Source organism: Streptomyces sp. NBC_00466, assembly GCF_041433995.1.
GTDB lineage: Bacteria > Actinomycetota > Actinomycetes > Streptomycetales > Streptomycetaceae > Streptomyces.
In genome coordinates this window covers 981,011-1,007,796 of sequence record NZ_CP107896.1, presented here as the reverse complement: position 1 = coordinate 1,007,796, position 26,786 = coordinate 981,011, and the positions used below count along the sequence as shown (strand labels likewise).

22 protein-coding genes are annotated in these 26,786 nt (G+C 69.7%); 18 read left to right on the top strand and 4 right to left on the bottom strand.

Annotation, left to right across the window (positions count from 1 at the left end; translation table 11 throughout):
- The first annotated feature begins 65 nt into the window (after positions 1-65).
- The 6 genes from OG210_RS04360 to OG210_RS04335 all read left to right on the top strand — a co-directional run bounded on the left by OG210_RS04360 (position 66) and on the right by OG210_RS04335 (position 8,878).
- Positions 66-2,102 (top strand): glycogen debranching N-terminal domain-containing protein, encoded by a 2,037-nt coding sequence (locus OG210_RS04360; protein ID WP_371535025.1) that lies wholly within the window; start codon positions 66-68, stop codon positions 2,100-2,102.
- 95 nt (positions 2,103-2,197) lie between these two features.
- Entirely contained in the window at positions 2,198-2,971 is a 774-nt protein-coding gene (locus tag OG210_RS04355; RefSeq protein ID WP_328332274.1) for an NUDIX domain-containing protein, read from the top strand.
- 100 nt (positions 2,972-3,071) lie between these two features.
- Positions 3,072-4,976, top strand: a complete 1,905-nt coding sequence (locus tag OG210_RS04350) for an ABC transporter ATP-binding protein (protein WP_328332276.1) — start codon at positions 3,072-3,074, stop codon at positions 4,974-4,976.
- 106 nt (positions 4,977-5,082) lie between these two features.
- Complete coding sequence (locus tag OG210_RS04345) at positions 5,083-6,021, top strand: FadR/GntR family transcriptional regulator (protein ID WP_328332278.1); 939 nt, start codon at positions 5,083-5,085, stop codon at positions 6,019-6,021.
- Between the two features lie 329 nt (positions 6,022-6,350).
- Complete coding sequence (locus OG210_RS04340; protein ID WP_328332280.1) at positions 6,351-7,898, top strand: RNA polymerase sigma factor; 1,548 nt, start codon at positions 6,351-6,353, stop codon at positions 7,896-7,898.
- 152 nt (positions 7,899-8,050) lie between these two features.
- Positions 8,051-8,878, top strand: coding sequence for a serine protease (locus tag OG210_RS04335; RefSeq protein ID WP_328332282.1), 828 nt, complete (start codon positions 8,051-8,053; stop codon positions 8,876-8,878).
- Between the two features lie 231 nt (positions 8,879-9,109).
- On the opposite strand, the gene OG210_RS04330 is transcribed toward OG210_RS04335, so the two are convergent.
- Positions 9,110-9,340, bottom strand: coding sequence for a hypothetical protein (locus OG210_RS04330; protein WP_266852304.1), 231 nt, complete (start codon positions 9,338-9,340; stop codon positions 9,110-9,112).
- 433 nt (positions 9,341-9,773) lie between these two features.
- On the opposite strand from OG210_RS04330, the gene OG210_RS04325 reads away from it, so the two are divergent.
- From OG210_RS04325 to OG210_RS04300, 6 genes are all read left to right on the top strand, one after another.
- A complete protein-coding gene (locus tag OG210_RS04325) occupies positions 9,774-11,894 on the top strand; it encodes a DNA topoisomerase IV subunit B (protein ID WP_328332284.1) in 2,121 nt (706 codons plus the stop codon).
- Between the two features lie 185 nt (positions 11,895-12,079).
- Complete coding sequence (locus tag OG210_RS04320; RefSeq protein WP_328332286.1) at positions 12,080-12,601, top strand: DUF1453 domain-containing protein; 522 nt, start codon at positions 12,080-12,082, stop codon at positions 12,599-12,601.
- Positions 12,598-13,743 (top strand): histidine kinase, encoded by a 1,146-nt coding sequence (locus OG210_RS04315; protein WP_328332288.1) that lies wholly within the window; start codon positions 12,598-12,600, stop codon positions 13,741-13,743. The genes OG210_RS04320 and OG210_RS04315 overlap by 4 nt, the downstream gene beginning before the upstream one ends.
- Complete coding sequence (locus OG210_RS04310) at positions 13,740-14,414, top strand: response regulator transcription factor (protein ID WP_328332290.1); 675 nt, start codon at positions 13,740-13,742, stop codon at positions 14,412-14,414. The genes OG210_RS04315 and OG210_RS04310 overlap by 4 nt, the downstream gene beginning before the upstream one ends.
- Positions 14,415-14,535: 121 nt before the next feature.
- Complete coding sequence (locus OG210_RS04305) at positions 14,536-15,006, top strand: DUF485 domain-containing protein (protein WP_328332292.1); 471 nt, start codon at positions 14,536-14,538, stop codon at positions 15,004-15,006.
- Positions 15,007-15,017: 11 nt separating this feature from the next.
- Positions 15,018-16,610, top strand: coding sequence for a cation acetate symporter (locus OG210_RS04300; protein ID WP_328335638.1), 1,593 nt, complete (start codon positions 15,018-15,020; stop codon positions 16,608-16,610).
- Here OG210_RS04300 and OG210_RS04295 read toward each other — a convergent pair.
- The gene (locus OG210_RS04295; protein ID WP_371535024.1) at positions 16,584-17,306 is read right to left on the bottom strand and encodes a response regulator; all 723 of its coding nucleotides are present in this window, start codon (positions 17,304-17,306) and stop codon (positions 16,584-16,586) included. The genes OG210_RS04300 and OG210_RS04295 overlap by 27 nt on opposite strands.
- A 156-nt stretch (positions 17,307-17,462) precedes the next feature.
- Here OG210_RS04295 and OG210_RS04290 point away from each other — a divergent pair, with 156 nt between their 5' ends.
- From OG210_RS04290 to OG210_RS04280, 3 genes are all read left to right on the top strand, one after another.
- On the top strand, positions 17,463-18,278 hold the full coding sequence (locus OG210_RS04290) for an ABC transporter ATP-binding protein (RefSeq protein WP_328332296.1): 816 nt from the start codon (positions 17,463-17,465) through the stop codon (positions 18,276-18,278).
- A complete protein-coding gene (locus OG210_RS04285) occupies positions 18,268-19,167 on the top strand; it encodes an ABC transporter permease (protein WP_328332298.1) in 900 nt (299 codons plus the stop codon). The genes OG210_RS04290 and OG210_RS04285 overlap by 11 nt, the downstream gene beginning before the upstream one ends.
- Before the next feature lie 135 nt (positions 19,168-19,302).
- The gene (locus OG210_RS04280) at positions 19,303-20,334 is read left to right on the top strand and encodes an ABC transporter substrate-binding protein (protein ID WP_328332299.1); all 1,032 of its coding nucleotides are present in this window, start codon (positions 19,303-19,305) and stop codon (positions 20,332-20,334) included.
- Positions 20,335-20,416: 82 nt separating this feature from the next.
- Here OG210_RS04280 and OG210_RS04275 read toward each other — a convergent pair whose 3' ends face one another.
- Positions 20,417-22,033, bottom strand: coding sequence for a helix-turn-helix domain-containing protein (locus OG210_RS04275; protein ID WP_328332300.1), 1,617 nt, complete (start codon positions 22,031-22,033; stop codon positions 20,417-20,419).
- Between the two features lie 302 nt (positions 22,034-22,335).
- On the opposite strand from OG210_RS04275, the gene OG210_RS04270 reads away from it, so the two are divergent.
- The 3 genes from OG210_RS04270 to OG210_RS04260 all read left to right on the top strand — a co-directional run bounded on the left by OG210_RS04270 (position 22,336) and on the right by OG210_RS04260 (position 25,056).
- Positions 22,336-23,799 (top strand): cytosine permease, encoded by a 1,464-nt coding sequence (locus tag OG210_RS04270; protein ID WP_371535023.1) that lies wholly within the window; start codon positions 22,336-22,338, stop codon positions 23,797-23,799.
- Entirely contained in the window at positions 23,796-24,299 is a 504-nt protein-coding gene (locus OG210_RS04265; protein WP_328332302.1) for a nucleoside deaminase, read from the top strand. The genes OG210_RS04270 and OG210_RS04265 overlap by 4 nt, the downstream gene beginning before the upstream one ends.
- A gap of 244 nt (positions 24,300-24,543) precedes the next feature.
- On the top strand, positions 24,544-25,056 hold the full coding sequence (locus OG210_RS04260) for an SRPBCC family protein (RefSeq protein WP_328332303.1): 513 nt from the start codon (positions 24,544-24,546) through the stop codon (positions 25,054-25,056).
- 47 nt (positions 25,057-25,103) lie between these two features.
- Here OG210_RS04260 and OG210_RS04255 read toward each other — a convergent pair whose 3' ends face one another.
- Positions 25,104-26,738, bottom strand: coding sequence for a sensor histidine kinase (locus OG210_RS04255; protein ID WP_328332304.1), 1,635 nt, complete (start codon positions 26,736-26,738; stop codon positions 25,104-25,106).
- Positions 26,739-26,786: the final 48 nt, after the last annotated feature.

The window sequence follows — 26,786 nt, the reverse complement described above, 5'->3', positions numbered from 1 at the left end:
GCGGTGCGCGGCGGTTCGCGCCGGGAGCTCCGCCGCAACCGGCCGTAGCGCTCAGGAGGCGGAAGATGGCTCTCAGCGTCCCTTCAGGAACCCGCGGGGCAGCCGGAGACCGTTCGGCAGGGCCCGCTCCCGCGGCCATGCCCGGAGGCCCGCGCCGACGAGGTGAACTGCCCGCCGTGCACAACGCGTTGATCTGCGTCGGTCTCCCCGGACTGGCCATTTCGCCTTCGCACGGGCAACTGACCGGCCAGGGCTTCGACGGCTACTACCAGTCGGGGCGACGGCTCCTCTCCCGTTGCCATGTTCGGGTGTCCGGGCGTGAACCGGTAGCCGTCCGGGGCGGGTTGGTTGGATCAGGCCGAGCCCGGTTCGTTGCTGTGGTGCGTCTGCCCGGCGCGGTCGGGCCCGATCCCGAGCTGGTCGTGGAGCGCCTGCGCTCCGCAGATGGGACAGAGCGGATCACACTGCGCAGCGCCTCGGACCGGACTCTGCGGGTGCCGGTGGAGATCGGGCTCGGTACGGACCTGGCGTTCCTGGGAGCAGTCGCGGCCGGATCCCCGGGGGTGGAACTGCCTGCCAGCGTCCATGGAGCCGGGCTGCGTTGGTCGGGAGACGGGAGCCATGCCGTCGTCACGGCAGACCCTCCGCCGGAGGATGCGCTGGCCGCCACAGGACTGCTCAGATGGCAGCTCGAACTGCCTCCAGGAGGTTCCAGGAACATCGAACTCCGAATCCGCACGGACGCGCCGCCCCGCCCGGCGGGCCCGCTGCTCGGAAGTGCGCTGTCCCCGGCGAGCGCAGACAGCGACGATCCCCGGGCGCAGAAACTGATGCGCACCGGTCTGGAGGACCTGCGCGCGCTGCTGGTCCGCGATCCCGGCCACCCCGCCGACATCTACCCGGTGGCGGGCGTGCCATGGCGCTGTGGGTTCGCGCCCGCGGAGATCCTCTGGACCGCCCGGATGACGCTTCCCCTCGGTACCCGTCTTGCCGCCGCCGCGCTGCGCAGACTCGCCCGTACCCAGCTTGGGGGAACCGGGCCCGGCGCTGGACGTATCCCGGGGCCACTCAGGGACGCCGGCCCTCATCTGCCGCCCAGCTGTTCCGGGATGGAGGCGACACTGCTCTTCCCTGTCCTGCTGGCGGAGGCCAGACGCTGGGGGCTGCCCGAGCGGGATGTGGCAGGGCTGCTCCCCGCAGCGGAGCGCTGTCTCGCGTGGCTCCGTGCTGCGGCGGACGAGGAGGGTCTGCTCGGCGAGCCCGGAGCCGGAGGCTTGCAGCGCGCGGAGACGCAGGCGCACGCGCACCGCGCCGCCGTGCTCGGGGCCGAGCTGTTCGACGAGTGCGGCCGGCCGGGCGCGGACGGCTGGCGTGAGTGGGCCGGCACGCTCCGCAGCAGGTTCCGGCAGACGTTCTGGATCGACGACCGGACAGGGGGCAGGCCCGCGGCCGCTCGTACGCCCGACGGCCAACTGGTTCCGCATCTGGGTGCCGGGACGGCTCATCTGCTCGACACCGGTCTGGTGGGTGGTGGCAGATTCGCCGAGGGGCTGCTGGACAAGGTGCGGACGGAGCAGGTGGCCAGACTGCTGGGTGGTCCGGCGATGGATTCCGGCTGGGGGCTCCGCAGCCTCGGTGCCAGGGAGCGGGGCCACAATCCGTTCGGGCACCGGGGCGGCGCGGTGCGCGTGCATGAGACGGCTCTCGCGGTAGCCGGGCTGGCGGCCTCGGGATTCGAGAAGGAGGCGTGCTCGCTGCTGGGCGGAGTGCTCGCCGCGGCCGACGCCTTCGGCCACCGGCTTCCCGAAATGTATGCCGGTGTGCAGCGGACCGAGGACAGCGTCCCCCTCCCGCATCCGGCGGCCTGCCGTCCGGCGGCTGTCTCCGCTGCCGCCGGGATCCATCTGCTCACGACTCTCGCCGGTGTGCGTCCCGATGTTCCGGCAGGAACGGTCGCGCTCCGGCCGATGAGCAGCGCCCCGCTCGGCGCGATCCAGTTGTCGGGGCTGTCGGTGGCTGGGGAGCCCTTCTCCGTGCGTGTCAGCAGGCTGGGGCTCGGGATGGTCGAGGAAGCCGCGCCCGGACTCCAGCTGGGGATGTGAACGGGCTTGAGTAGCGCCGGAGTACGGGTGAATTGGAGAACACTGTGGATGCCGAAGGGCGTGTTTATCGTCAGAGAGACGACTATGATCATGGCATGTCGCCCTACGACCCGTCGGCCTTTCCGCCCTTCGCTGTCACCGTCGATCTGGTCGTGCTCACGGTGCGCAGTCATGCGCTGTGCGCACTGGCCGTGCGCCGCGGGGAGGCGCCCTACCAGGGCCGGTGGGCGTTGCCCGGCGGCTTCGTCAAGACAGACGAGGACCTCGGCGCAGCCGCTGCGCGGGAGCTGGCGGAGGAGACCGGACTGTGCGCCCTCGATCCCTCGGCCCCGGTCCCCGCTCCGGCGGGTAATGGCGCACACCTCGAACAGCTGGGCACCTACGGCGACCCGAAGCGCGACCCGCGTATGAGGGTCGTCAGCGTGGCCCATCTGGCGCTCGCGCCCGATCTGCCCGCGCCCCGGGCCGGTGGCGACGCCCACAGTGCCCGGTGGGCGCCCGTCGAGGTCCTGCTGGGCCAGGAGGGCGCCGTCCCCAGGGCTTCCGAGCCGCCCGAACTCCTTGCCTTCGACCACGCGCGGATTCTTGCGGACGGTGTGGAGAGGGCCCGGTCGAAGATCGAGTACTCCTCGCTGGCCACCGCCTTCTGCCCTCAGGAATTCACGGTCGGTGAGCTTCGCCGGGTGTATGAGGCGGTGTGGGGCGTGGTCCTCGATCCCCGTAATTTCCACCGCAAGGTCACCGGCACGCCGGGCTTCCTCGTTCCCTCGGGCGGTACCACGACCCGCCAGGGCGGCCGCCCCGCGCAATTGTTCAGAGCGGGAGGTGCGACGCTGCTCAACCCCCCGATGCTCCGCCCCGAGGTCTGAGAACCACTGCCAGGCTGCATCAAAAGTCCCAAATGTCGCGTTATCTTGCTTCGGTAGCCGCCCACGCCGCCCGGCGGCCCTGCTACCCGCGGGAGAAGCGATGCTCCAGGCCATCGGACTCACCAGCCACCCCCGCCGGGATCTGCCGCCCGCGGTGGACGATCTGACCTTCAAGGCCGAACCCGGGCAGATCACGGCACTTCTCGGCGCCCCGGGCGCCGGCAAGACCACCGCCCTGCGGCTGATGCTCGAACTGGACCACGGGCGTGGCATCACCTACTTCCGAGGTCTTCCGCTGCACCGGATCGCCCGCCCGGCCGCCGAAGTGGGGACCCTGCTCGGTGACGTGCCCGGGAACCCCACGCGTACCGTCCGCGGACAACTGCGCATGCTCTGTGCCGTGACGGGGATGCCGGCCTCGCGCGCCGACGAACTGCTCGAAGGCGTGGATCTCGCCGGCCTCGCGGAACAGCGGCTCGGCACGCTCTCCCACGGGATGGACCGCAGGCTCGGCCTCGCGGTCGCCCTGCTCGCCGATCCGCAGACGCTTGTCCTGGACGAACCCACTGAAGGGCTCTCGCCGCGTGACAGCAGTTGGCTCTTCGGGCTGCTCCGCGACCACGCGGCCCAGGGCGGCACTGTTCTGTACACCACGAGCGACCCCAAGGTGGCAGCCCGTACGGCCGACCATGTCGTCACCATCGACGCCGGACGGCTGGCGGCGGACCAGGGCGGAGCCGAGTTCGCCCGCACCCGGCTCCGCCCGAGGGTCGCCGTACGCACACCTCACACTGCACGTCTTGCCGGACTGCTCGGCCGTGAGGCCCGCGAGGGGCACCGCTCGGTGGAAGTCGTGATGGAGGGCGGCAGCAGGCTCTCCGTCTACGGCAGCAGCTGCGCCGAGGTCGGTGAGGCAGCGTTCCGGAACGGCGTCCTGATCCATCAGCTCGCGGACGAAACCGGCGACATGGGCCCGACGGGCGAGGCCGACGCTCTGACTCCCGGCACGTCCGGCTCCGAGCCCGAACCCTCCGAGTCCCAAACCTTCCGCTCCGAAGCGCCCGGCCCCGATGAATCCCCCTACGACGGATCCGATCGCGGACCCTTCGGCTCCGCGAGCCCCGCTCCCGACGCCCCCGTACTCGCGGCCCGGTCCGCGCTCCCGGAGCTCCAGTCGCTGATCGCGGCGCGATCCGAACTCTCCGAGCAGCAGCCGGTGATCACTCCGCTACCGGCCAGGGGGCCGAGCAGGCCGCTCCGATACGAACTGCGGCGAGTCTTCGGTGTCCGGACGGCTCTTCTCGTCGTGAGCGTCATCCTCCCCGTCTCCATCGCCCTGTCCGTCGCACTCGCCAGGACCGGGCAGACGCCGCTCTCCCATCTGCTGATGGCGTGGCCCGATCTGCTTCCGCTGCCGCCCGCGGCCTTCGCGGCCGGACTGCTGGGCGCTCTCGCCTTCGGCGACGAATTCCGATATCCGGCGCTGGCTGTGGGCCGCGGTGGCGTACCTGGGCGGTTCGGCCTGCTGGTGGCCAAACTCGCCGTATCGGGTGCGACGGCCCTCCTGCTGGCACTGCTCACGGCCGTGGCCGACACAGGGGTCCTCCGGCTCGTGTACGGGGGCGACTTGGGTGGTGTCCCGCAGAACTGGCCTGCGCTGGCTGTGGGTTGGTCGGGGCTGACCGTCGGCTGCGCATGGGCAGGGCTGCTGGGTGCCGGCGTCTTCAGGAGTACGACCGCGGGGATGGCCGCCGTGCTGTCGGTCCCGGTCGTCGTCGTGCCGCTCGTACAGGCGGCCCTGGCCGCACCCGCCGCCCGCTCGGTCGCAGGGCTCCCCGCCAGGCTCCGCGAACTCGCCTGGGTCTGGCCCCACGAGACGGACCGCTGGCTGATCGCGGCTCTCCGTCTCCTCTCGCAGCCCGTCGGTGCGGCCCTCGCGCTCTCGCTCACGGCCCTGCTCTGCGCGTATCTGTTCACCGGCCTTCGGGGCAGGGCCCGTTGGTGACCGTTCTGGCCCGCTCGGTGGCGCCTTGCAAACAACTCCTTAGGGAATGCCCGGGTTCTTTCCGATAAGGCGTCAATTGCAGGGAGGTCGATGATCACCCTTTCGTGTGCTTTTCACCAAAGACCTCAAGGGGGGCCCGAGGGGCGCCGACAAAGGATGCGTGACTACCCTTGCGCACTCCATGATGACCACCGCCCGCTCTGCCGAGTCCGGCCTCGCAGGCTCGGGCGAACTCGACCGCTATCCGTACGCAGAGGCGCCCGGCGCCGGCCGTGCCGGAGCTCCTTCCTGGGGCGGCGACGCCGATATGGGCAGGGCGGGCCGACGGGCGACGGGCAGTCGCGGCCGCGGTCTGCACGGCCAGCTGGTTCAGCAGCTCGGCCAGATGATTGTCTCCGGCGACCTCGGTGCCGACCGTCCGCTGGTTCCCGAGGAGATCGGTCAGCGCTTCGAGGTGTCCCGCACGGTGGTGCGGGAGTCGTTGCGTGTCCTTGAAGCCAAGGGCCTGGTCAGCGCCCGTCCCAATGTCGGTACCCGGGTCCGCCCGGTCAGCGACTGGAATCTGCTGGACCCGGACATCATCGAATGGCGGGCGTTCGGGCCGCAGCGTGACGACCAGCGACGGGAGCTGAGCGAGCTGCGCTGGACGATCGAGCCGCTGGCCGCGCGTCTGGCTGCCGGGCATGGGCGTGAGGACATGCAGCAGCGCCTCGCGGACATGGTCGAAATCATGAGCCACGCTCTGGCCCAGGGCGACGCGGTCACCTTTTCCCGTGCCGATGCCGAGTTTCACGCCCTGCTGATCCAGCTCGCGGGCAACCGCATGCTGGAGCACCTCTCGGGCATCGTCTCGGGCGCGCTCCAGGTCTCGGGCGGCCCCGTCACGGGGTGCGACCGTCCCACCGAGATCTCTCTCGTCCACCACGCACGTATCGCCGACGCGCTCGCCGCGAACGACCCGCAGGCCGCGGAGGCGGCCATGCGTCAACTGCTGACCGTCCACCCGGAGGTGGAGCGCGTCGTTCCCGCGCCGCGCGTGCATTGATCGCGGGGCGCGGCCGGGGTGCGGGGCTGAACCCGGTGTCGCCGGATCCAGGGGGTCCGGCGGCGTAATTATGGGTATGCGTCCCTTGGGGAGCCGTATGTCGCGAATAGGGTGTGACTCGGGCCACGCGGATTGGGCGTAACACTCTTTGAGGCAGCGCGATGACCTAAGAGGTGGTAGCCGAAGAGGGAATGCAGGCGTCGTTGGCGGCGCTGTACAGCTCCGAAGCTCAGCCCGCGCCGTCGGTACATCCCCAGCCGGCGGTCGTCGGTTCCAGGCCCGTCAAGGGTGGAGCCGGAAGCCGTTTCCATCGTTTCGAGAGGTTGTTCGTGTCGGCCAGCACATCCCGTACTCTCCCGCCGGAGATCGCCGAGTCCGAGTCTGTCATGGCGCTCATCGAGCGGGGAAAGGCTGATGGGCAGATCGCCGGCGACGATGTACGCCGGGCCTTCGAGGCTGACCAGATTCCGGCCACCCAGTGGAAGAACGTTCTGCGCAGCCTCAACCAGATCCTCGAGGAAGAGGGTGTGACTCTGATGGTCAGTGCCGCGGAGTCGCCGAAGCGCCCCCGCAAGAGCGTCGCAGCGAAGAGCCCGGTGAAGCGCACCGCCACCAGGACTGTCGCGGTCAAGACGACCGCGGCGAGGACTGTGGCGGCCACTGCCGCTCCTTCTGCCGACAGTGTGGACGCTGTGGCTGACGACGCCGAGCCCGCGAAGAAGGCCGCTGCCAAGAAGACGGCTGCCAAGAAGACCGCCGCGAAGAAGACGGCAGTCAAGAAGACCACGGCCAAGAAGACCGCCTCCAAGAAGGATGCCGACGAGCTCCACGACGGCGACGAGGCTGCCGAGGAGACCCCGGTTGCCAAGGCCGGCGAGGAGGAGGAAGAGGGCGGCGAGGCCAAGGGCTTCGTCCTCTCCGACGACGACGAGGACGACGCGCCCGCGCAGCAGGTCGCCGTCGCCGGTGCCACCGCGGACCCGGTCAAGGACTACCTGAAGCAGATCGGCAAGGTCCCGCTCCTCAACGCGGAGCAGGAGGTGGAGCTCGCCAAGCGCATCGAGGCCGGCCTCTTCGCCGAGGACAAGCTGGCCAACGCCGACAAGCTCGCGCCGAAGCTCAAGCGTGAGCTGGAGATCATCGCGGAGGACGGCCGCCGGGCCAAGAATCACCTGCTCGAGGCCAACCTCCGTCTGGTCGTCTCGCTCGCCAAGCGCTACACGGGCCGCGGCATGCTCTTCCTGGACCTGATCCAGGAGGGCAACCTCGGTCTGATCCGCGCGGTCGAGAAGTTCGACTACACCAAGGGCTACAAGTTCTCCACGTACGCCACCTGGTGGATCCGTCAGGCGATCACCCGCGCCATGGCCGACCAGGCCCGCACCATCCGTATCCCGGTGCACATGGTCGAGGTCATCAACAAGCTCGCGCGCGTCCAGCGCCAGATGCTCCAGGACCTGGGCCGCGAGCCCACCCCGGAGGAGCTGGCCAAGGAGCTCGACATGACCCCTGAGAAGGTCATCGAGGTCCAGAAGTACGGACGTGAGCCGATCTCCCTGCACACTCCGCTGGGCGAGGACGGCGACAGCGAGTTCGGTGACCTCATCGAGGACTCCGAAGCGGTCGTCCCGGCCGACGCGGTCAGCTTCACGCTCCTCCAGGAGCAGCTGCACTCGGTCCTGGACACGCTGTCCGAGCGTGAGGCGGGCGTGGTCTCCATGCGCTTCGGTCTCACCGACGGCCAGCCGAAGACGCTGGACGAGATCGGCAAGGTCTACGGCGTGACGCGTGAGCGAATTCGCCAGATCGAGTCGAAGACGATGTCGAAGCTGCGTCACCCGTCGCGTTCGCAGGTACTGCGCGACTACCTCGACTAGTCCGTCGGTCCGCCACAGGACGCGCCGAAGCGGGTCCGCATCTCTCCGTAACGAGAGATGCGGACCCGCTTCTCGTTTCCTGTGTGGGTGTACGTGCCACGAGGCTGATTCACTCTGAGTGAGACAAGTTCACTGGAGAGTCAGGAAGTCGTATGTGTCGTCCTATCGTCCGAGCACTGACAGGCGTGCTGGCGCTGGCCGTGACAGCACTGCCGCTGGGCGTGCCCGGGTCCGCGTCCGCCGCCGCTGGGGCGGTGATCGGCGGCCAGGGGGTGTCCGTGACCGACAGCCCCTGGGTGGTCGCGGTATCCAGCCGTGAGCGCTTCGGAGGGGGCCGGGCGGGCCAGTTCTGCGGGGGAGTGGTGGTGTCACCGCGGGCGGTGGTGACGGCGGCCCACTGTCTGAGCCAGGAAGTCCTCGGAGCTCCACTGGGCCAAGTGCATGATCTGTCGGTCGTCGCGGGCCGCAGCGACCTGCGCACATCGGACGGCCGCGAGATCCGGGTGCGGTCCACTTGGACCGACCCGCGGTACGACCGGGTCAGCAATGCGGCAGATCTCGCCGTGCTGAGGCTTTCCCGGGCGCTGCCACGCTCGTACGCGATCGGAATCGCCGATCCGCACGACCCGGCTGAGGAGCCCGGCACGGAGGCGACCGTCTACGGCTGGGGGGACACGGCCGGCACGGGAGACTACCCGTCGGGGCTGCACGCCACCCGTGTCTCGGTACTGCCGGACGCGCAGTGCGCGTCCGCTTACCCCGGGTCGTCGAGCGGTACTTTCCAGGCGGACACCATGCTGTGCGCCGGCGAGCCCCAGGGCGGTCACGATGCGTGTCAGGGCGACAGCGGGGGACCGCTGGTCGCTCGGGGGCGGCTCATCGGTCTGGTCTCGTGGGGCGCGGGCTGCGGCCGGGCGAAGAGCCCCGGCGTCTACACACGGATGTCCGCGATGGCCCAGGCCGTGGCGTCGCACAGCTGACGGAGGACGCCTGGCGGCGGCCGTGGCGGCGTGCCGGCCGCTCCGGCGACGGACACGCTGGTGAGGGGGCTCTGGCGCCGCACGTGACGCGTCAGGGCCCGTTGGCGCCCTTGGGGGCCGGTGCTCTCCGGGTCCGGGCATGAGAACGGGCGGCCTCTCCTGTGGATGCAGGCGGGGCCGCCCGTCGACCGGGCTGATACCGGTCCTTGGCTCGTCGGTGGGTGCGAGGTGTCAGCGGTCCTCTTCTTCGGAATGGCTCGGGACGGCCGTCAGGCGATCCGTCTCATCCTGGATGTCCGCGGCGATCTTCTTGAGTTCTGGCTCGAACTTGCGACCGTGGTGGGCGCAGAAGAGCAGTTCGCCACCGCTGGTGAGGACAACGCGCAGGTATGCCTGGGCGCCGCATCGGTCGCAGCGGTCAGCGGCCGTCAGCGGGCTCGCGGGGGTCAGAACAGTAGTCACGTCGCCTCTTCTCTAGCTCGACGAGCTGTCGTACCAGGGTCAACATCCAACCAGGCCCAAAACGTTCCCGCTCGTGGCTTTTCCTTGAAACTTTTTGTCAAGGTGGCTGTCTGTTGCCGGTTGGCGGCGAATAAGCCGTATTGCGGTGGCTTTACGGTTTCGCGTTGCTTGTCTTCGGTCGATCCTCCCGACTGGCTGCCGGTTGTTGATGAGGACGTGCCCGGAGCCTAAATGGTTCATGCCTGGAAGGGAACGTGATGTGTGCTTCACTCCATCGAGCTATCGAACAGGTGTACGGTGCGGGTTTGGCGCCCCGTCTCTTCTAGGGTGGCGTAACAACGGCTCTACCAGGGCTCGGTAGGCTCTGACGGGCGACCGACGCCCGGCCCTTACCCATTGGGCCCCAAAATAAATTCAGCGAGGAGCGAACCGCGTGACCGCCGATACGTCCGTGCCTTCCACTGCGCTGCTGAGCGGTGCAGACCGTGACGGCTCCAACTACACCGCGCGGCACCTGCTCGTACTCGAAGGGCTCGAAGCGGTCCGGAAGCGGCCCGGCATGTACATCGGGTCCACCGACAGCCGCGGTCTGATGCACTGCCTCTGGGAGATCATCGACAACTCGGTCGACGAGGCTCTCGGCGGCTACTGCGACCACATCGATGTGATCCTCCACGAGGACGGCTCCGTCGAGGTCCGGGACAACGGCCGGGGGATCCCGGTCGATGTCGAGCCCAAGACCGGGCTCTCGGGCGTCGAGGTCGTGATGACCAAGCTGCACGCCGGCGGAAAGTTCGGCGGCGGCTCGTACGCGGCCTCCGGCGGGCTGCACGGCGTCGGCGCCTCCGTCGTCAACGCCCTCTCCGCCCGGCTGGACGTCGAGGTCGACCGCAGCAGCGCCACCCACTCCATCAGCTTCCGCCGGGGCGTCCCCGGGATCTTCACCGAGACGGGCCCCGACAGCCCCTTCGACCCGGCCAACGGGCTGCTCAAGGGCAAGCGCGTACCCAAGGCCAGGACGGGCACCCGTGTCCGGTACTGGGCGGACCGCCAGATCTTCCTCAAGGACGCCAAGCTCTCCCTGGACCACCTGTACCAGCGGGCCCGCCAGACGGCGTTCCTGGTACCCGGGCTGACTCTCGTGGTGCGCGACGAGCGCGGCCTCGACGGTGCGGGGAAGACCGAGGAGACGTTCCGCTTCGACGGGGGCATCAGCGAATTCTGTGAGTACCTCGCCCAGGACAAGGCCGTCTGCGACGTGCAGCGGCTGTCCGGGCAGGGCACTTTCAAGGAGACCGTCCCGGTCCTGGACGACCGCGGCCACATGACCCCGACCGAGGTCACCCGTGATCTCGGCGTGGACATCGCGCTCCGCTGGGGCACCGGCTACGACACCACGGTCAGGTCCTTCGTCAACATCATCGCGACGCCCAAGGGCGGCACGCACGTGTCGGGCTTCGAGCGCTCACTGACCAGGACGGTCAACGAGGTGCTGCGGTCGGCGAAGCTCCTGCGGGTCGCCGAGGACGACGTGGTGAAGGACGACGCGCTGGAGGGGCTGACCGCCGTGGTCACCGTGCGCCTCGCCGAGCCGCAGTTCGAGGGCCAGACCAAGGAGGTGCTCGGCACCTCCGCCGCCAACCGGATCGTGTCCAACGTCGTCGCCAAGGAGCTCAAGGCCTTCCTGACCTCCACCAAGCGCGATTCCAAGGCGCAGGCACGTGCGGTACTGGAGAAGGCCGTCGCGGCGGCCCGTACCCGGATCGCGGCCCGCCAGCACAAGGACGCCCAGCGCCGTAAGACCGCCCTGGAGTCCTCGTCGCTGCCGGCGAAGCTCGCCGACTGCCGCAGTGACGACGTGGGGCGCAGCGAGCTCTTCATCGTCGAGGGGGACTCAGCGCTCGGTACGGCCAAGCTCGCCCGGAATTCAGAATTCCAGGCGCTGCTGCCCATCCGGGGCAAGATCCTGAATGTCCAGAAGGCGTCGGTCTCGGACATGCTGAAGAACGCCGAGTGCGGCGCCATCATCCAGGTCATAGGAGCGGGCTCCGGGCGGACCTTCGACATCGACGCGGCGCGGTACGGCAAGATCGTCCTGCTGGTCGACGCCGACGTGGACGGCGCGCACATCCGTATCCTGCTGCTGACGCTCTTCCAGCGGTACATGCGGCCGATGGTGGAGGCGGGCCGGGTCTTCGCCGCGGTACCGCCGCTGCACCGCATCGAGCTGGTCCAGCCCAAGAAGGGCCAGGACAAGTACGTCTACACGTACTCCGACAACGAGCTGCGGCAGAAGCTGCTGGAATTCCAGCGCAAGAACGTCCGCTTCAAGGACTCGATCCAACGCTACAAGGGGCTGGGCGAGATGGACGCCGATCAGCTGGCGGAGACCACGATGGACCCGCGGTTCCGTACGCTGCGACGGATCAACATCGGCGACCTGGAGTCGTCGGAGCAGGTCTTCGACCTGCTGATGGGCAACGAGGTGGCGCCCCGCAAGGAGTTCATCACCAGCTCGGCCGCGACGCTGGACCGCTCGCGGATCGACGCCTGAGCCACCCGCCGGCGCTTGCCGCCCGCAGGCGCCGAGTCACCCACCGGCTCTGCTCCACCCACGGGGTCTCCACCCGTGGGTGGAGCCGCAAGCTCCACCCAGGGTCCACCTCTGCTCCGATCTGCTGACCCGCGCGTTTCCGTAGCGTCGAAGGCGTCAACCTTCCCCGCTCACCGGAGGCCCCCATGTCAGCGTCCACGCTCACCGACGTGGCGGTGGCTGTCGCAGTCATCGCCCTGGTGCTCGTGCGGCAGTTCCGTCCCCAGCAGGTCAATCACGACAAGCGCTGGTGGCTGCTGCCCGCCATCCTGGTCTTCGTCGCCCTGCGCCAGCACGGCCTGCTCGACGCGCATCACACGGCTCTGTCCGTCCTGCTGATCGGGGCCGAACTGATAACCGGCCTGGTCATGGGCGCGGGCTGGGCATGGACCACCAAGGTGTGGAGCGAGCCGGACGGGTCGGTCTGGACCAGGGGTACCAAGGCCACGGCGGCCGTCTGGATAGTGGGGCTGATCCTCAGGTTCGGGGTGGCGGGGCTCGGCGCGCTGGCCGGAGTGAGGCTCGGGACCGGGGCGATGCTGCTCGCGCTGGCGTCCTCCCTGCTCGTACGGGCCGGGGTGCTTGCATGGCGGGCCGGGCGAATACACCCGTCGTACGGTGTCCCTGCCGCAGCATCGCCCGGAGGGGCAAGGAAGGACCGCGTATGACGCCCGGCGCCTGGACGAGCTGGCCCTCCCGGGAGGCCCTTTCCCGGGCAGATCTGACCAGTGCGCGGCGCTCGCTCACCTGGGCCGTGCGGTGCATCGCTCTGGGCGTACTCCTGTGGAGCACCTCCGTGAAGGTGGGCGACACGTGGGTGCTGGCCGCCGCGGTGTCCGGCCTGGCCGTATGCGTGGGGGCGGCCTGGGCCTTCTTCCGGACCAGCCTGGAGCACCGCTTGTGGCCGTCTGTGGCGCTGCTCGCGGTTCTGCTGGGCGTCGCCCTCCTGGCACAGCAGACGGGGTTCTCCGCTCCTGCCGCCGTCCTCTGGTGCGGCTGCGCCGTCACGGCACTGCAGCGGCTGCCGCTCCTGACGGCCCTGCCCTGCACGGCTGCCGCTCTCGGGGCATACGCCCTGCTCAGCGACGGCCAGTGGCTGACAACCGCCGTGACCACCACTGGGCTGGCTCTTTTCGGCTACGTGATGCGGCTCGAAGCCGAGGCCAGGGGCAGCGCTCAGCGGTTGCTGGTGCAGGAGCGGGCGGCCCTGGCGGCCGAGGCGGAGTCCGCGGCGCTGGCCGAGCGCTCCCGTATCGCCAGGGAGATCCACGATGTTCTCGCCCACAGTCTTTCCGCGCAGATGGTGCATCTGGAGGCGGCCAGGCTGCTGATCGAGCGCGACGCGGGACGGGACCAGATCCTGGAACGGGTGGTGGCGGCGCGCAGGATGGCCCGTGAGGGGCTCGTCGAGACCCGGCAGGCGCTCTCGGCGCTGCGCGGTGAGATGACGCCGGTGGAGGAGTTCTTGGAGGAGGTGGCGGGCAGCTCGCGGCTCGTGGTGAAGGGGGACCGCAGACAGCTGCCCGCCGAGGCCTCGCAGACCGTGCGGCGGGTGGCGCAGGAGGCGATGACGAATGTGCGCAAGCACGCTCCGGGTGCTGAGGTCCGGCTGCGGCTGGAGTACCTGCCGGAGGAACTCACCCTGGAAGTACGGGACTCGGGTCCGGGCAAAGTGGTCGATGAGCTCGCTGTCAGTGGCTCGGGATACGGTTTGGTCGGAATGCGGGAGCGCGCCGAGCTGCTCGGCGGGACGCTGGAGGCTGGACCCGACGAGGAGGGCTTCTTGGTACGGCTGAGGGTGCCGGCATGACGGCACGGGTGGTGGTGGCCGACGATCAGTCCGTCGTGCGTGAAGGCATCGTGATGCTGCTGGGGCTGCTGCCCGGGGTCGAGGTCGTGGGAGCGGCCAGGGACGGAGTGGAGGCCGTCGCCCTCGTAGGTGAACACGCCCCCGACGTGGTCCTGATGGATCTGCGGATGCCCCGTTGCGACGGGGTGGAGGCGACCCGTCGTATCCGCGAGCAGTATCCGTCCACTCAGGTCGTGGTGCTCACGACGTTCTCCGACGACGACTCGCTCTTTCCCGCGCTGCAGGCCGGGGCGCGCGGGTACCTCACCAAGGACGCCGGTGGCGAGGAGATCGTCCGGGCCATCGAGGACGTCATGGCCGGACAGGCCGGGCTCTCGCCGAGCGTGCAGCGGCTGCTCGTCGAGCGGGTCACCGCGCCGCCCGCGCCGGCCCCGCGGACCGCAGTGGAGCTGCCCGACGGCCTCACCCCCCGGGAGGCCGAGATCCTGGCCCTTATCGCGGAAGGGCTCTCCAATTCGGAGATCTCCCGCTCGCTGCACATCTCGCCGGCCACCGTGAAGACGCACATCAACAATCTCTTCGCCAAGACCGGGATACGGGACCGGGCGCAGGCCGTGCGCTATGCCTACCGGCACGGTCTTGCCCTGCCGCCGGGCATACCCCTCACCTAGGCCGTTGCCCGGGCCATCACCTAAAGGGGTGAAGAGGGGGCGATAAGGGTTCGGATGTCCTGCGAAATACCCATCCTTGGGCACGCGGCTGAAGCGGTCGCGCACAGGGAGAGGGTGTTCGGTGGAGAAGGACGACGGGCTCGACGCCGCTGAGGTGCGGTTGGACGACCCCTGGTACGACTCATTGGCCTCCGGCTGGGGCGAGTTGGACGCCACCGGTGTCCCCGCGGCTGTACCGGCGCAGGCCGCCCCGGAGCAGGGACGCAGCGCGGCCGACATCTATCTGGAAGTGCAGAGCAGCGCTGCCTTCCAGGAAGTGCGCAGCCGCTACCGGAGGTTCGTCGTCCCCGCGGTGTGCGCGTTCTTCGCCTGGTACCTCGCGTATGTCGTCATGGCCACGGCCGCACCGGGGTTCATGGCGCGCCCGGTGGCCGGAGCGGTGAATGTGGCGATGCTGGCGGGGCTCGGGCAGTTCCTCTCCACCTTCCTGCTCACCTGGGCCTACACCCGTCACGCGCGGCTCCGCAGGGACCGGGCGGCGCTCGATCTCCGCTGGGACACACAGGAATTGACACGAGGGATCAGCCGTTGAGCAGCAACGTGATCACCACGCAGCACCAGACCCTGGCACTGTTGCTGTTCAGCGTCTTTGTCGCGGCCACCCTCGCGATCACCACCTGGGTGAGCCGCAACAGGCATGGTTCGGCGGAGGAGTTCTATGTCGGCGGGCGCCTCTTCTCCCCGATGGAGAACGGTTTCGCCATCGCCGGCGACTACATGTCAGCGGCGTCCTTCCTCGGGATCTCCGGACTGATCGCGCTCTTCGGCTACGACGGCATGCTCTACTCGGTCGGCTTCCTCGTCGCCTGGCTGGTCGTTCTGCTTCTGGTGGCCGAACTGGTGCGCAACTGCGGCCGGTTCACGCTGGCCGATGTCGTGGCGGCCCGGATGAGCGAACACCCGGTGCGGATCGCGGTGGGCTCGTCATCCGTCACGGTGTCGGTGCTCTATCTGGTGGCGCAGATGGTCGGTGCGGGGAGCCTCGTATCGCTCCTCCTGGGCGGGAACAGCGGCGCGGCCCAGACCTGGGCCGTGATCGGCGTCGGGGCGCTGATGGTGATCTATGTGACGCTCGGCGGGATGCGGGCCACCACCTGGATCCAGATCGTGAAAGCCGTCCTGCTGATCACAGGATCGATCCTGCTCACGGTGCTCGTCCTGGTGCGCTTCCACGGGGACTTCAACCAGCTGCTCGAGTCAGCCGCGCACCGCAGCGGCCACGGCATGAAGTTCCTGGCTCCCGGACTCAAGTACGGCGGGGACTGGACCTCCCGCATCGACTTCATCAGCCTCGGTCTTGCGCTCGTCCTCGGAACGGCCGGGCTGCCGCACATCCTGTCGCGCTTCTACACCGTGCCCACCGCCCGCGCCGCCCGCCGCTCCGTCGTCTGGTCGATCGGGCTCATCGGAGGCTTCTACCTGATGACGATCGTGCTCGGCTTCGGTGCGGCCGCGCTCGTCGGATCCGACCGGGTGCGGGCGTCGAACCCGGCGGGGAACACCGCGGTACCGCTGCTCGCTCTGGAGGTCGGCGGGGGAGCGGGGTCGACCGGAGGGACGGTCCTCTTCGCCGTGGTCGCCGCCGTGGCCTTCGCCACCATCCTCGCCGTCGTCGCAGGGATCACGCTGGCTTCGTCGGCCTCCGTCGCCCACGACCTCTACGCGACCCTCGGACGCCGCAGTGCCAAGCAGCGCAGCGAGGTGGCCGTCGCCCGGGTCGCGGCAGCCGGAATCGGAGCCGTGGCCATCGGGCTCAGCCTGCTGGCGAAGGACCTGAACGTCGCGTTCCTGGTGGGGCTGGCCTTCGCCGTCGCGGCATCGGCCAATCTCCCGGTGCTGCTCTACTCGCTGTTCTGGCGGAACTTCACCACGCGCGGCGCGGTCTGGTCGGTGTACGGAGGGCTCATCCCCGCGGTCGTCCTGGTGGTCCTCTCGCCGGTCGTCTCCGGGAGCCCCACCTCGCTCTTCCCCGGCATGGACTTCCAGTTCTTCCCCCTGGAGAATCCTGGCCTGCTCTCCATCCCCCTCGGCTTCCTCGCGGGATGGCTCGGTACGGTCACCTCGCCCGAACCGCCGGACGCCGCCCGGCACGCCGAGACGGAAGTGCGGTCACTCACCGGTGCCGGGGCCGTCTGATCCGGGCGCGGCCCAGGCGTAGCGGTGCTCGGGCCGCCCCGTGTCCCCGTACTTGAGGGTCAGTCTGAGCCGCCCCGTCTGTTCCAGCTGGCGCAGGTAGCGCTGTGCCGTGGAGCGGCTCAGCCCCGTCCGGGCGGCCACCTGGTGCGCCGACAGCGGTTGCCGGGCGCCTGTCAGGACCTCGCGGATCAGGTCGGATGTCGGTACGGAGTGCCCGCTCGGCAGCCCCGAGGACGCTGCGGGCCCGGTGGTCCGCAGCGCGCCGAAGATCCGGTCGACCTGTTCCTGCCCCGCGCTCTGCCCGCTGCCCCCGACGCGGCTCACGGTGCGCCGCAGTGCCGCGTAGCCCTCGAGCCGGGACCGCAGCACCGAGAAGGTGAACGGCTTGACCAGGTAGTGCAGGGCGCCATGGCGCATGGCGGCCTGCACGGTTGCCACATCGCCGGCCGCAGTCACCATGATCACGTCGGTGTGGTGGCCCAGTTCCCGCATCCGCCGGACCAGGGAGAGCCCCGTCTCGTCCGGCAGATAGTGGTCGAGCAGGACCAGATCGATGCGTTCGCGTTCCAGTGCGGCCATGGCCTGGGCGGCGCTGTGCGCACGGGCCGCGACGCGGAATCCGGGAACCTTCCCCACGTACGCAGCGTTGATCTCAGCGACACGGAAGTCGTCATCGACCACCAATACATCAATCATCGGGCTGCTCTCTGTCATGACCGGTCTGAGACGTTCTTGTTAACCACGTAGTTGTAGCGCGCGCAAAACGAGCACAACAGTCTCTTGCAGGCAGAAGACTGCCTTGCGCCCACAAGGCTGCCGCTGTGCTGTGTGCCACATCTACGGTCCCGGTTCATGAGCACAGACACGAGCCCCGCCATTGAGCTGCGGGGCGCCAGCAAGGTCTTCCAGACCCCGTCGGGGGTGCCGCACACCGCGGTGCGGGACCTGGATCTCACCGTGGGGCGCGGTGAGTTCGTCGCGGTCGTCGGCCCCACGGGCTGCGGCAAGTCGACCACGCTGACCCTGGTCAGCGGCCTGGAAGAGCCCACCGAGGGCGAGGTGCTGGTGGCCGGCGAGCCGGTCCGGGGCATCGGCGACAAGGTCGGATTCGTCTTCCAGCAGGATGCCGTCTTCCCCTGGCGGACCGTCCTGTCCAATGTGATGGCAGGCCCGCGCTTCCGCGGCGCACCGAAGGCCGAGGCCAAGGAGAAGGCCCGCGAGTGGCTGGCCCGCGTCGGCCTCTCCTCGTTCGAGGACCGCTACCCGCACCAGCTCTCCGGGGGCCAGCGCAAGCGGGTCGCGCTCGCCGCGACCTTTGTCAACGACCCCGAGATCCTGCTGATGGACGAGCCGTTCTCCGCGCTCGATGTCCAGACCAGGGCGCTGATGTCCGACGAACTCCTCGAACTCTGCGCGGGCACCGGTACTTCGGTCGTCTTCGTCACCCACGACCTGGAGGAGTCGATCGCGCTCGCCGACCGGGTGGTGGTGATGACGGCCGGTCCGGCGACCGTCAAACAGGTCTTCGAGATCGATCTGCCCAGGCCCCGCAAGGTCGAGGCGGTGCGGCTCGAACCACGGTTCGTCGAGATCTACCGCGAGATCTGGGCCTCGCTGGGCGAGGAAGTCCGTATCACCCGTGAGCGAGGTGCCGCTGATGCCGCCTGAGACGGAGCCCGTACCGGGCGCCACCACCCTGTCGTCCGTCGGCCCGGTGGCCACCCTCGACAAGAGGACCGGCCGGACCGAGGAGCGTCAGCGTGCCGCCCGCAACCGCCGCGCGGTGGTGTACGTGACCCGTGCACTGCTGCTGATCGCGGTGATCGCCCTCTGGGAGATCCTGGCCCGCGCCAAGGTCATCGACCCCTTCAACTTCTCGATGCCGTCGAAGATCTGGGACCAGATACGGGAGTGGGCGCTGCACGGCACCGCCCAGGGATCCCTCTGGGAACAGATCTGGTACACGATGTACGAGGCACTGCTCGGCTGGGTCGTCGGTGTGATCGCCGGTGTGGTCCTGGGTATCACCCTCGGCCGCATCCGGTTCCTCTCCGATGTGCTCGGCCCGTACATCAAGGTCCTCAACGCCATTCCGCGTATCGTGCTGGCGCCGGTCTTCCTCATCTGGTTCGGGCTCGGCCCGGCCTCGAAGGTCGCCTCCGCCGTGGTGCTGGTCTTCTTCCCCGTCTTCTTCAACGCCTTCCAGGGCGCCAGGGAAGTCGACCGCAACCTGGTCGCCAACGCCCGGATCCTCGGCGCGAGCAACCGGCGTGTCACCTTCCAGGTGGTCATCCCCTCCGCCACCTCCTGGATCTTCACCAGCCTTCACGTCAGCTTCGGCTTCGCCCTCATCGGCGCGATCGTCGGCGAGTACATCGGCGCGACCAAGGGCCTCGGACTGCTGGTATCCGCCTCCCAGGGAACCTTCAACGCCGCCGGTGTGTACGCGGCGATGGTGATCCTCGCGATCGTCGCTCTGATCACCGAAGGCCTGCTCACCTTCGGCGAGCGGCGGCTGTTCAGGTGGCGGCCGGTGGATGCGGGGAGCGAGCGCTGAGGGCGCTGCACTGCCGGCTGCTCGCGGACCCGGCACCTCCGGAACAAGAACCGGAACGGGAACCGGACCCGGACCCGGCCCTCCTGGCAATTCGTTACAGAGCAATTCCGTACAAATCACAGGGACGTGATGAACATGCGCAGCATCAGCAGAGTTTCGGCAGTCGCGGTGACAGGTGTGCTGGCGCTGACCGCGCTCACCGGCTGCGGCGGCGGCTCCCCGAGTGAGGGCAAGGACACCGGCAAGATCAAGATCATGGTGGGCGGCCTGGACAAGGTCATCTATCTGCCGGCGATGCTCACCCAGCAGCTCGGATACTTCAAGGACGAGGGCCTCGACGTCTCGCTGCTGACCGAGCCCGCGGGGGTCCAGGCCGAGACCGCGCTGGTCTCCGGGGACGTTCAGGGCACCGTCGGTTTCTACGACCACACCCTCGATCTCCAGACCAAGGGCAAGTACGTGGAGTCGGTAGTGCAGTTCTCGCATGCGCCCGGCGAGGTCGAGGTGGTCTCCAACAAGGCCGCCGGATCCCTCACAGGACCCAAGGACTTCAAGGGCAAGAAGCTGGGCGTCACCGGCCTCGGTTCGTCCACCGACTTCCTCACCAAGTACCTGGCGGTCCGCGCGGGCGGGAAGAGCAGCGACTTCACACCCGTCGCCGTGGGCGCGGGGCAGACGTTCATCGCCGCGCTCAAACAGGGCTCGATCCAGGGCGGTATGACGACCGACCCGACGGTCGCGAACATCATCGACCAGAAGCTCGGCAAGGTCCTTGTCGACATGCGCACCCCCGAGGGCTCGCAGGCGGCGCTCGGCGGCCCCTACCCCTCGTCCAGCCTCTACATGAACGCCGACTGGGTCGACGGTCACAAGCCGGCGGTGCAGAAGCTGGCCAACGCGTTCGTGAAGACCCTGAAATGGATGTCGTCGCACTCGCCCGAGGAGATCGCCGCGAAGATGCCTGCGGACTACGCCCAGGGCGGCAAGGGCCTCTACGCGCAGTCGATCAAGGCGACCCTGCCGATGTTCACCAAGGACGGTGTGATGCCGGCCAACGGCCCCGAGACGGTCGAGAAGGTGCTCAAGGCGTTCAACCCCAACCTCAAGAACGCCACGGTGGACCTGTCCAAGACGTACACGACGGAGTTCGCGAAGAAGGCCCACTGAGTCGGCTGAAGCCCGCTGAGGTCCGCTGAGCCCCGCTGGACGACCGGTGCCGAGGGATCAGTGACCGTGGTGCGACGGCTCTTCAGGACGTGGTGTCGGTGATGGCGCAGGCGAGGTGCAGGTCGACGCGGTCGCGGGCGCGGGAGAGGTCGCGGCCGGTGAGCTGTTCGATGCGGCCGATGCGGTAGTGCAGGGTGCTGACGTGGATGTGGAGTCCGGCGGCTGTGGTGCGCCAGGCGCCGTTGTGTTCCAGGAAGGCTTCGAGGGTCCGCAGGAACTCCGCGCCGTGGGTGCGGTCGTACTCCTCCAGGGGCCCGAGGAGCCGTCTGCGGAAGGCCCGTCTGATCTCGACCGGCACTCCGGCGAGCAGCAGGAGGTGCGAGTCGAGGTCGCGGGCGGTGACCAGGGAGAGCTGCTTGGATCCCAGTCCGGCCAGGTGTCCGGCGTGCCGGGCCTCTTCCAGGGCCCGGGGAATGTCGTCCGGCGTGGCGACGGTGCCGCTGAGGCCGAACGAGATCCGGCCGCCCTCGGCTGCGCCCGCGAGCGCGGTGAAGCGCTCGCGCAGCAGCTCTGCCAGCTTCAGGTCGTCGTCGATCGTGTCGCCGAGCGAGGCGAGGACGGTCAGACCGCTGTGGTCGCCGGCGACGACGGTACGGGCCTGCGGGTCGTGGTCGAGCGCGCTCTCGATCAGGTCGGCGGCCAGGTCCCAGGGCCGCAGGCTCCCCCGGCTGATGGCGGTCATGACCAGGTAGGGGCCCTGGACCGCCAGCCCGGCGGCGCGCAGCCGGGGTGCCAGCACCGCGGCCGGTGCGCCGGACTCGGCGAGCGCGACGAGTTCGGCGAAGAAGCGCTGCTCGGTGCGGCGACGTTCGTCCCGTCGGGCCCCGCCCAGCGCGAGCAGTTCGGCCGTCTGGACGGCTGATTCCAAGTCCTCGGGGGCCAGGAGTTCTCCGGCCACCACGAGGTGCCCGCCGCCGCTGCCGCGCCGGCCGATCGCCAGGACGGTGTAGCGCGCGGCAGCCTGCCGGCGGTCCGCAGCTGAGGCGGGGCCGGCCTGTGGTGCGTCGGCTTTCACCGTGTCGGCTTTCACCGTAGCGGGGAGCCGTCCGGCGCTCAGGGCGGCCGCGCTCAGCGCCGTGCGGCCCCGGACCGGCAGCGCGGTGGGCGACCCTGCGAGGAGGCGGCCGGCGGGTGAGAGGACCCAGCAGTCGCGGCCCAGTTCGGTGGCCAGCATGGCGGTGAGTCCGCCGAGGTCGGCGCCGTCGATGAGGGCCTGGACGAGGCGCCGGTGGCGGCCGAGTATCTCGCCGAGCTCCTGGCCGCGTTCGCGGTTGATGCGGTCGATGACGGTGCGCGAAAGGCTGCTGTACGACACCTCGGCGGCAGCCGCGAGCAGAGGGAGACCGTGGCGGGCACACGCCTCGACCAGGGCGGGCGGTACCTCGCCGAGCAGCAGATCACCGGCGATGACGGCGGCAGCTCCGCCCGCCGCCAGGGAAGCGGCGAACAGGGCGCAGTCGGCGGGCTCCCGGAACCAGCCCTCGCTGGTCAGCACCAGTTCGCCGCCGGTCAGGAACGCCTCGGGCTCCAGCAGATCCGTCGCGTACACCCAGCGCAGCTCCCGTCGGAGGGCGTCGGCGTCCCCGGTGAGCAGTTCGAGCCGCAGGTCCGGCAGGTCAAGCAGGTCCGCGACGTTCACACGCTCACTCTGCCTTCTGTGTCCTTCGGTGGGCTTGATTCGGTGGGCTTGATCCAGGGTGGGGCGCCTGACTTCCCGGTTCCCCGATGGTGACTTCTGGTTCTGGGCTTCCCTGGTTCCGGTGTCGCTGATTCCGACGATCGTACGAGCCGGGTGCTGTTTCCGGCTCGGGATTCCCACTCTCGTAGCCTGCCCCGCCGGCCGTGCCCGCTGGTCTACTTCCGGTGCTGCAGCAATCCCGTCATCTGTCCGGGCACTAGTCCGGGCAGGTTGAATCCGATGATCGATGGATTGGGGCTCCCATGGCCCAGTACGGTCGCATCACCCGTGCCGTCCGCGCCGCCACCACTGTCGAGACGTCCGGGGCCGAACCGATCCCGGACGCCGAGCGCACCGGTGGTTCCGGCGCCTCGTTCACCCTCTGGTTCAGCTCCAACGTCCAGTTCTCCAGCCTCAGCAGCGGTCTGCTCGCCACCGCCGCCTTCGGACTGGGATGGCCGCAGGCCCTCGCGGCGATCGTCCTCGGCAGCGCGATCGGCGCCGCCGCGATCGGTGCCATGTCCACCTTCGGACCCCGGGCCGGTGTGGGGCTGCTCGTCCAGTCACGCGGCCCGCTCGGCCGACTCGGCAGCGCGGTCCCCGCAGTTCTGGTCTTCTTCAAGGCGTGCGCCTGGTTCGCCGTGAACTCGGTACTCGGCTCCTTCGCCCTGCAGTCCCTGCTGGGCGCCGGATTCGGCCTGGCCTTCACTATCGTGACGGTCAGTCAGGTCCTCATCGCGCTGCTCGGATACAGCTTCATCCACCTGGTGCAGAAGGCGATGGCGGTCGTCCTGCCGCTCCTGTTCGTCGGCGTCTCTCTCTACGGATTCGCCAAGAGCGACCTGGGCTCGTCCTTCGACGCGCACAAGGCGGGCCCGCTCGGGTTCGCGGGGGCGTTCGCGCTCACGGTCGCCGTCCAGGCGGCGCGCTCGCTCAGCTTCTCCTCCTACTCCGCGGACTACACCCGCTACATGCCGGCCGGTACGTCCCCGCGCAAGCTGTTCGGCAACGCCTTCGGAGGCGCACTGCTCGGCTCGGTGTGGATCGCGAGTCTGGGCGCGGCGATCGGCACGCTCACTTTCGTCGGCACCCCCACCGACCTCGTCACCCACGTCCTGCCGTCCGCACTCGGGGCGCTGACGATGCTGGCGCTGGGCATCTCCACCATCACCTCCAGCTGTCTGGACTGCTACTCCGGTGCGATGGCCTGGCTGGTGGTCGGGGTACGGATGGCCCGCTGGCAGGCCGTCCTGGTCGTCGGTGCGATCGGTTCGGCCATCGGCTGGGCGGCAGGGCAGGGCAACTACTGGGAATCGTTCCAGAACTTCCTGATCCTGCTCGGCAACTGGATCGCGCCCTGGATCGCGGTCATGCTCGTACACCGGTTCTTCGCGGGAGCCCCCGCCGGCGGCCGGCCCGGCCGCTTCGGAGCGGGATTCGTGTCCTGGCTGCTCGGTATCGCCGCAGCGGTTCCCTTCATGAGCCAGCCCGGTGTCTTCACCGGGCCCATCGCCCGGAGCCATCCCGCCCTGGGGCCCTGTGCCGCGGCCGTCGCCTTTGCCACGGCCGGGCTCATCCACCTCCTGCTCGCACGGGTACTGCGGCGCGCAGGCGCACCCCGCACCGGCAGGCCCGTCGGACCCGACTCCAACCCCGAACCTGACTCCAGCCCCAACCCTGACTCCAACTCCAACCCCGACCCCAACCCTGAGGAGATTCCTGTATGACCACCGTCCAGGTCCCCGCAGAGACCGCTTCCGCCGGCGACGTACAGCACCTGCACACCGCCGTCTCGGTCGCCCGGCGCTCCCGTGCCGCCGGCAACCACCCCTTCGGCGCGGTGCTCGCAGGCCCCGACGGCGTGATCCTGCTGGAGGCGGAGAACACCGTCACCACCGAGCGCGACGCCACCGGCCACGCCGAGACCAACCTGGTGCGCCGGTCCACCGCCGCGTACGACGCGGAGTTCCTGCGCACCTGCACCCTCTACACCAGCACCGAGCCCTGTGCGATGTGCTCCGGCGCGATCTACTGGTCCAACATCGGCCGTGTCGTCTACGCACTCGGCGAGGACCAGCTGCTGGCCATGACCGGAGCCAACCCGGAGAACCCCACCATGGCCCTGCCCTGCCGTGACGTCTTCACAGCGGGACAGCGCGAGCTGCCGGTCGTCGGACCCGTCGACATGGACGCTGCGCGCGCCGTCCACGAGGGCTTCTGGAACTGACCCCACCCGGCCCGGGGCGGGCTCGCCTGCACCAGTTGTGGGCGTCCCGGCCCGGGTGCCGTACCTCGTCGGCGGAAGAACCGCGGCACCGCCGGTACAGCGGCCCAAGGCCTCGTCGCCACCGGGGCGTTGGGACCGCCGCGAGCGCCATCAACTACCCTGGCCGACGCCGCGATCCCGTGTCCAGGATCCGAGCCAGAGCCTCGGCTGTGTGCGGCCCGGAACGCTCCCCGGAGGTTGAACGATGCGTCTTGCCGATGGTCCGCACGTCGAGTGCCAGATCGAGATCGCCGCTGCACCGGAGCAGGTGTGGGGGCTGGTGTCGGACATCACCACCTCGGCCCGGCACAGCCCGGAACTGCAGGAGGTGGCGTGGCTGGACGGCGCCGAGGGTCCGGCCGTCGGCGCGTGCTTCTCCGGCCGCAACCGCAACGAGGGGCTGGGGGAGTGGCACACCGTCAGCCGCATCGCGGAGATCGAGGAGCCCCGTACGTTCCGGTGGGAGGTCGTCTACGCCGATGACCGGCGCGACGGCGGCCCGCTGGCCATATGGACGTACACGCTGGAACCGGTAGCGGGAGGGTCCGGCACCCGTCTGGAGCACGGTATGCGGATCGGTGAGGCCCCCGGCCCGCTGCAGGCCTTCGTCGAGAAGCATCCCGAGAAGGAGGAGGAGATCATCGCCGGCCGACTGGCGCTGCTGCGCAACGGCATCGAGGCGACGCTGGCCGGGGTGAAGGCCGAGGCCGAGGCCTGATCGAGGCGACGCCGGCCGGGGCGAAGGCCCAGGCTGAGGCCCAGTAGTCAGCCCGCCGTCTCCCGGGCCGCCGTCCGCTGTCCGGTCAGCGCTTCCGGGAGTACGACGGTGAACTCGGCGCCACCGTCGGCGCCGGCCCCGACCCCGGCGCTGCCGCCCTGCCGCTCGGCGAGTCTGCGCACCAGCGGCAGGCCCAGGCCGCGCTTCCCGTGCGCGGGGAGCTTCTTGGTCGACCAGCCCTCCGTGAAGATCAGCTCATGCTGCTCCTCCGGTATCCCCGCGCCGGTGTCGCAGACCCGCAGTACGGCCGTATGACCCTCGGTGACCAGCTCGACCTCCACCCGCGCGCCGGCTGAACCGGATACCGCGTCCAGGGCGTTGTCCACCAGATTGCCCACGATCGTCACCAGGCCCTGCGGGTCGACCAGCCGGTCGGGCAGCAGCGTTTCCGGGGTGAGGCGCAGGGTGACCCCGCGCTCCGCCGCCACGGTGGCCTTGCCGACCAGCAGGGCCGCCAGCAGCGGATCGTGGATCTTCTCGGTGATCTGCTCGGCGGTGGTGCGGTGCACCCCGACCACCTCGGTGATGAACTCCGCGGCCTCGTCGTGCATCTCCAGTTCGAGGAGGCCGAGGAGGGTGTGCATCCGGTTGGCGTGCTCGTGGTCCTGGGCGCGCAGGGCGTCGATCAGCCCGCGGGTGGAGTCGAGTTCACGGCCAAGCCGCTCCAGCTCGGTCCGGTCGCGGAGGGTGGCCACGGCGCCCCCGTCGTCGGTGGGCATCCGGTTGGCGACCAGGACGCGGCGGCCCCGTACCGCCAGCAGGTCCTCGCCCGTGACCCGGCCCGCCAGCACATCGGTGGTGCGCCCCTCGCCCAGCGCCTCGGCCAGGGGGAGCCCGATGATCTCGGGACCGAGGTCCAGCAGCCGCTGGGCTTCGTCGTTCATGAGCCGTATCCTGCCGCCGCCGTCCAGCGCGACGACGCCTTCGCGGATCCCGTGCAGCATCGCCTCACGCTCGGCGAGCAGCCCCGAGATGTCGGAGAACGCAAGGTCGTGCATCCGCCGCTGGAGCCTTCGGGAGATCAGATACGCGGCGAGAGCCCCGGCGGCGAGCGCCCCGCCGGCGTACGCGAGCAGCCCCGGGATCGCCGCGAGCAGATTCGCGCGCACGCTGTCGTACCTGATGCCGACCGACACCGCGCCGACGATCCGGTGGTGGCTGTCGCGCAGCGGGACCTTGCCCCGGGCGGACCGGCCGAGGGTGCCGCTGTCGATCTGCATGACCTCCTGGCCGCCCAGCGGTGCGTCGGCGCTCGTCGAGACGGGGCGGCCGATCTCCGAGCGGGTGGTGTGCGACCACCGGATCCCGTGCACGTCCATGACCACGATGTACTCGGCGTGGGTCGCACGCCGGATGCGTTCGGCCTCGGCCTGGACGGGGCCGCCCGCTGTCGGCCGCGAGGCGAGCAGTTCCGCCGCGAGCCGCGGCGAGGCGGTGGTCTCGGCGATCGCGAGGGCACGGCGCATGGCCTGGTCGTCCAGCTGCGCGCCGAGGGGGCGCAGGAAGAGGCCGGTGGCCAGGACGAGTACTCCGCCGGCGATGGCCAGCTGCATCAGCAGCACCTGGGAGAACACCCGTCGGGGCAGTCCGATGCGACGTTTCCAGGGGTGTCCGGTGCTCATGTCGCAGAACGGTAGAGGGCGGGAGGAGCTACCGGAAGTTCCCAACCG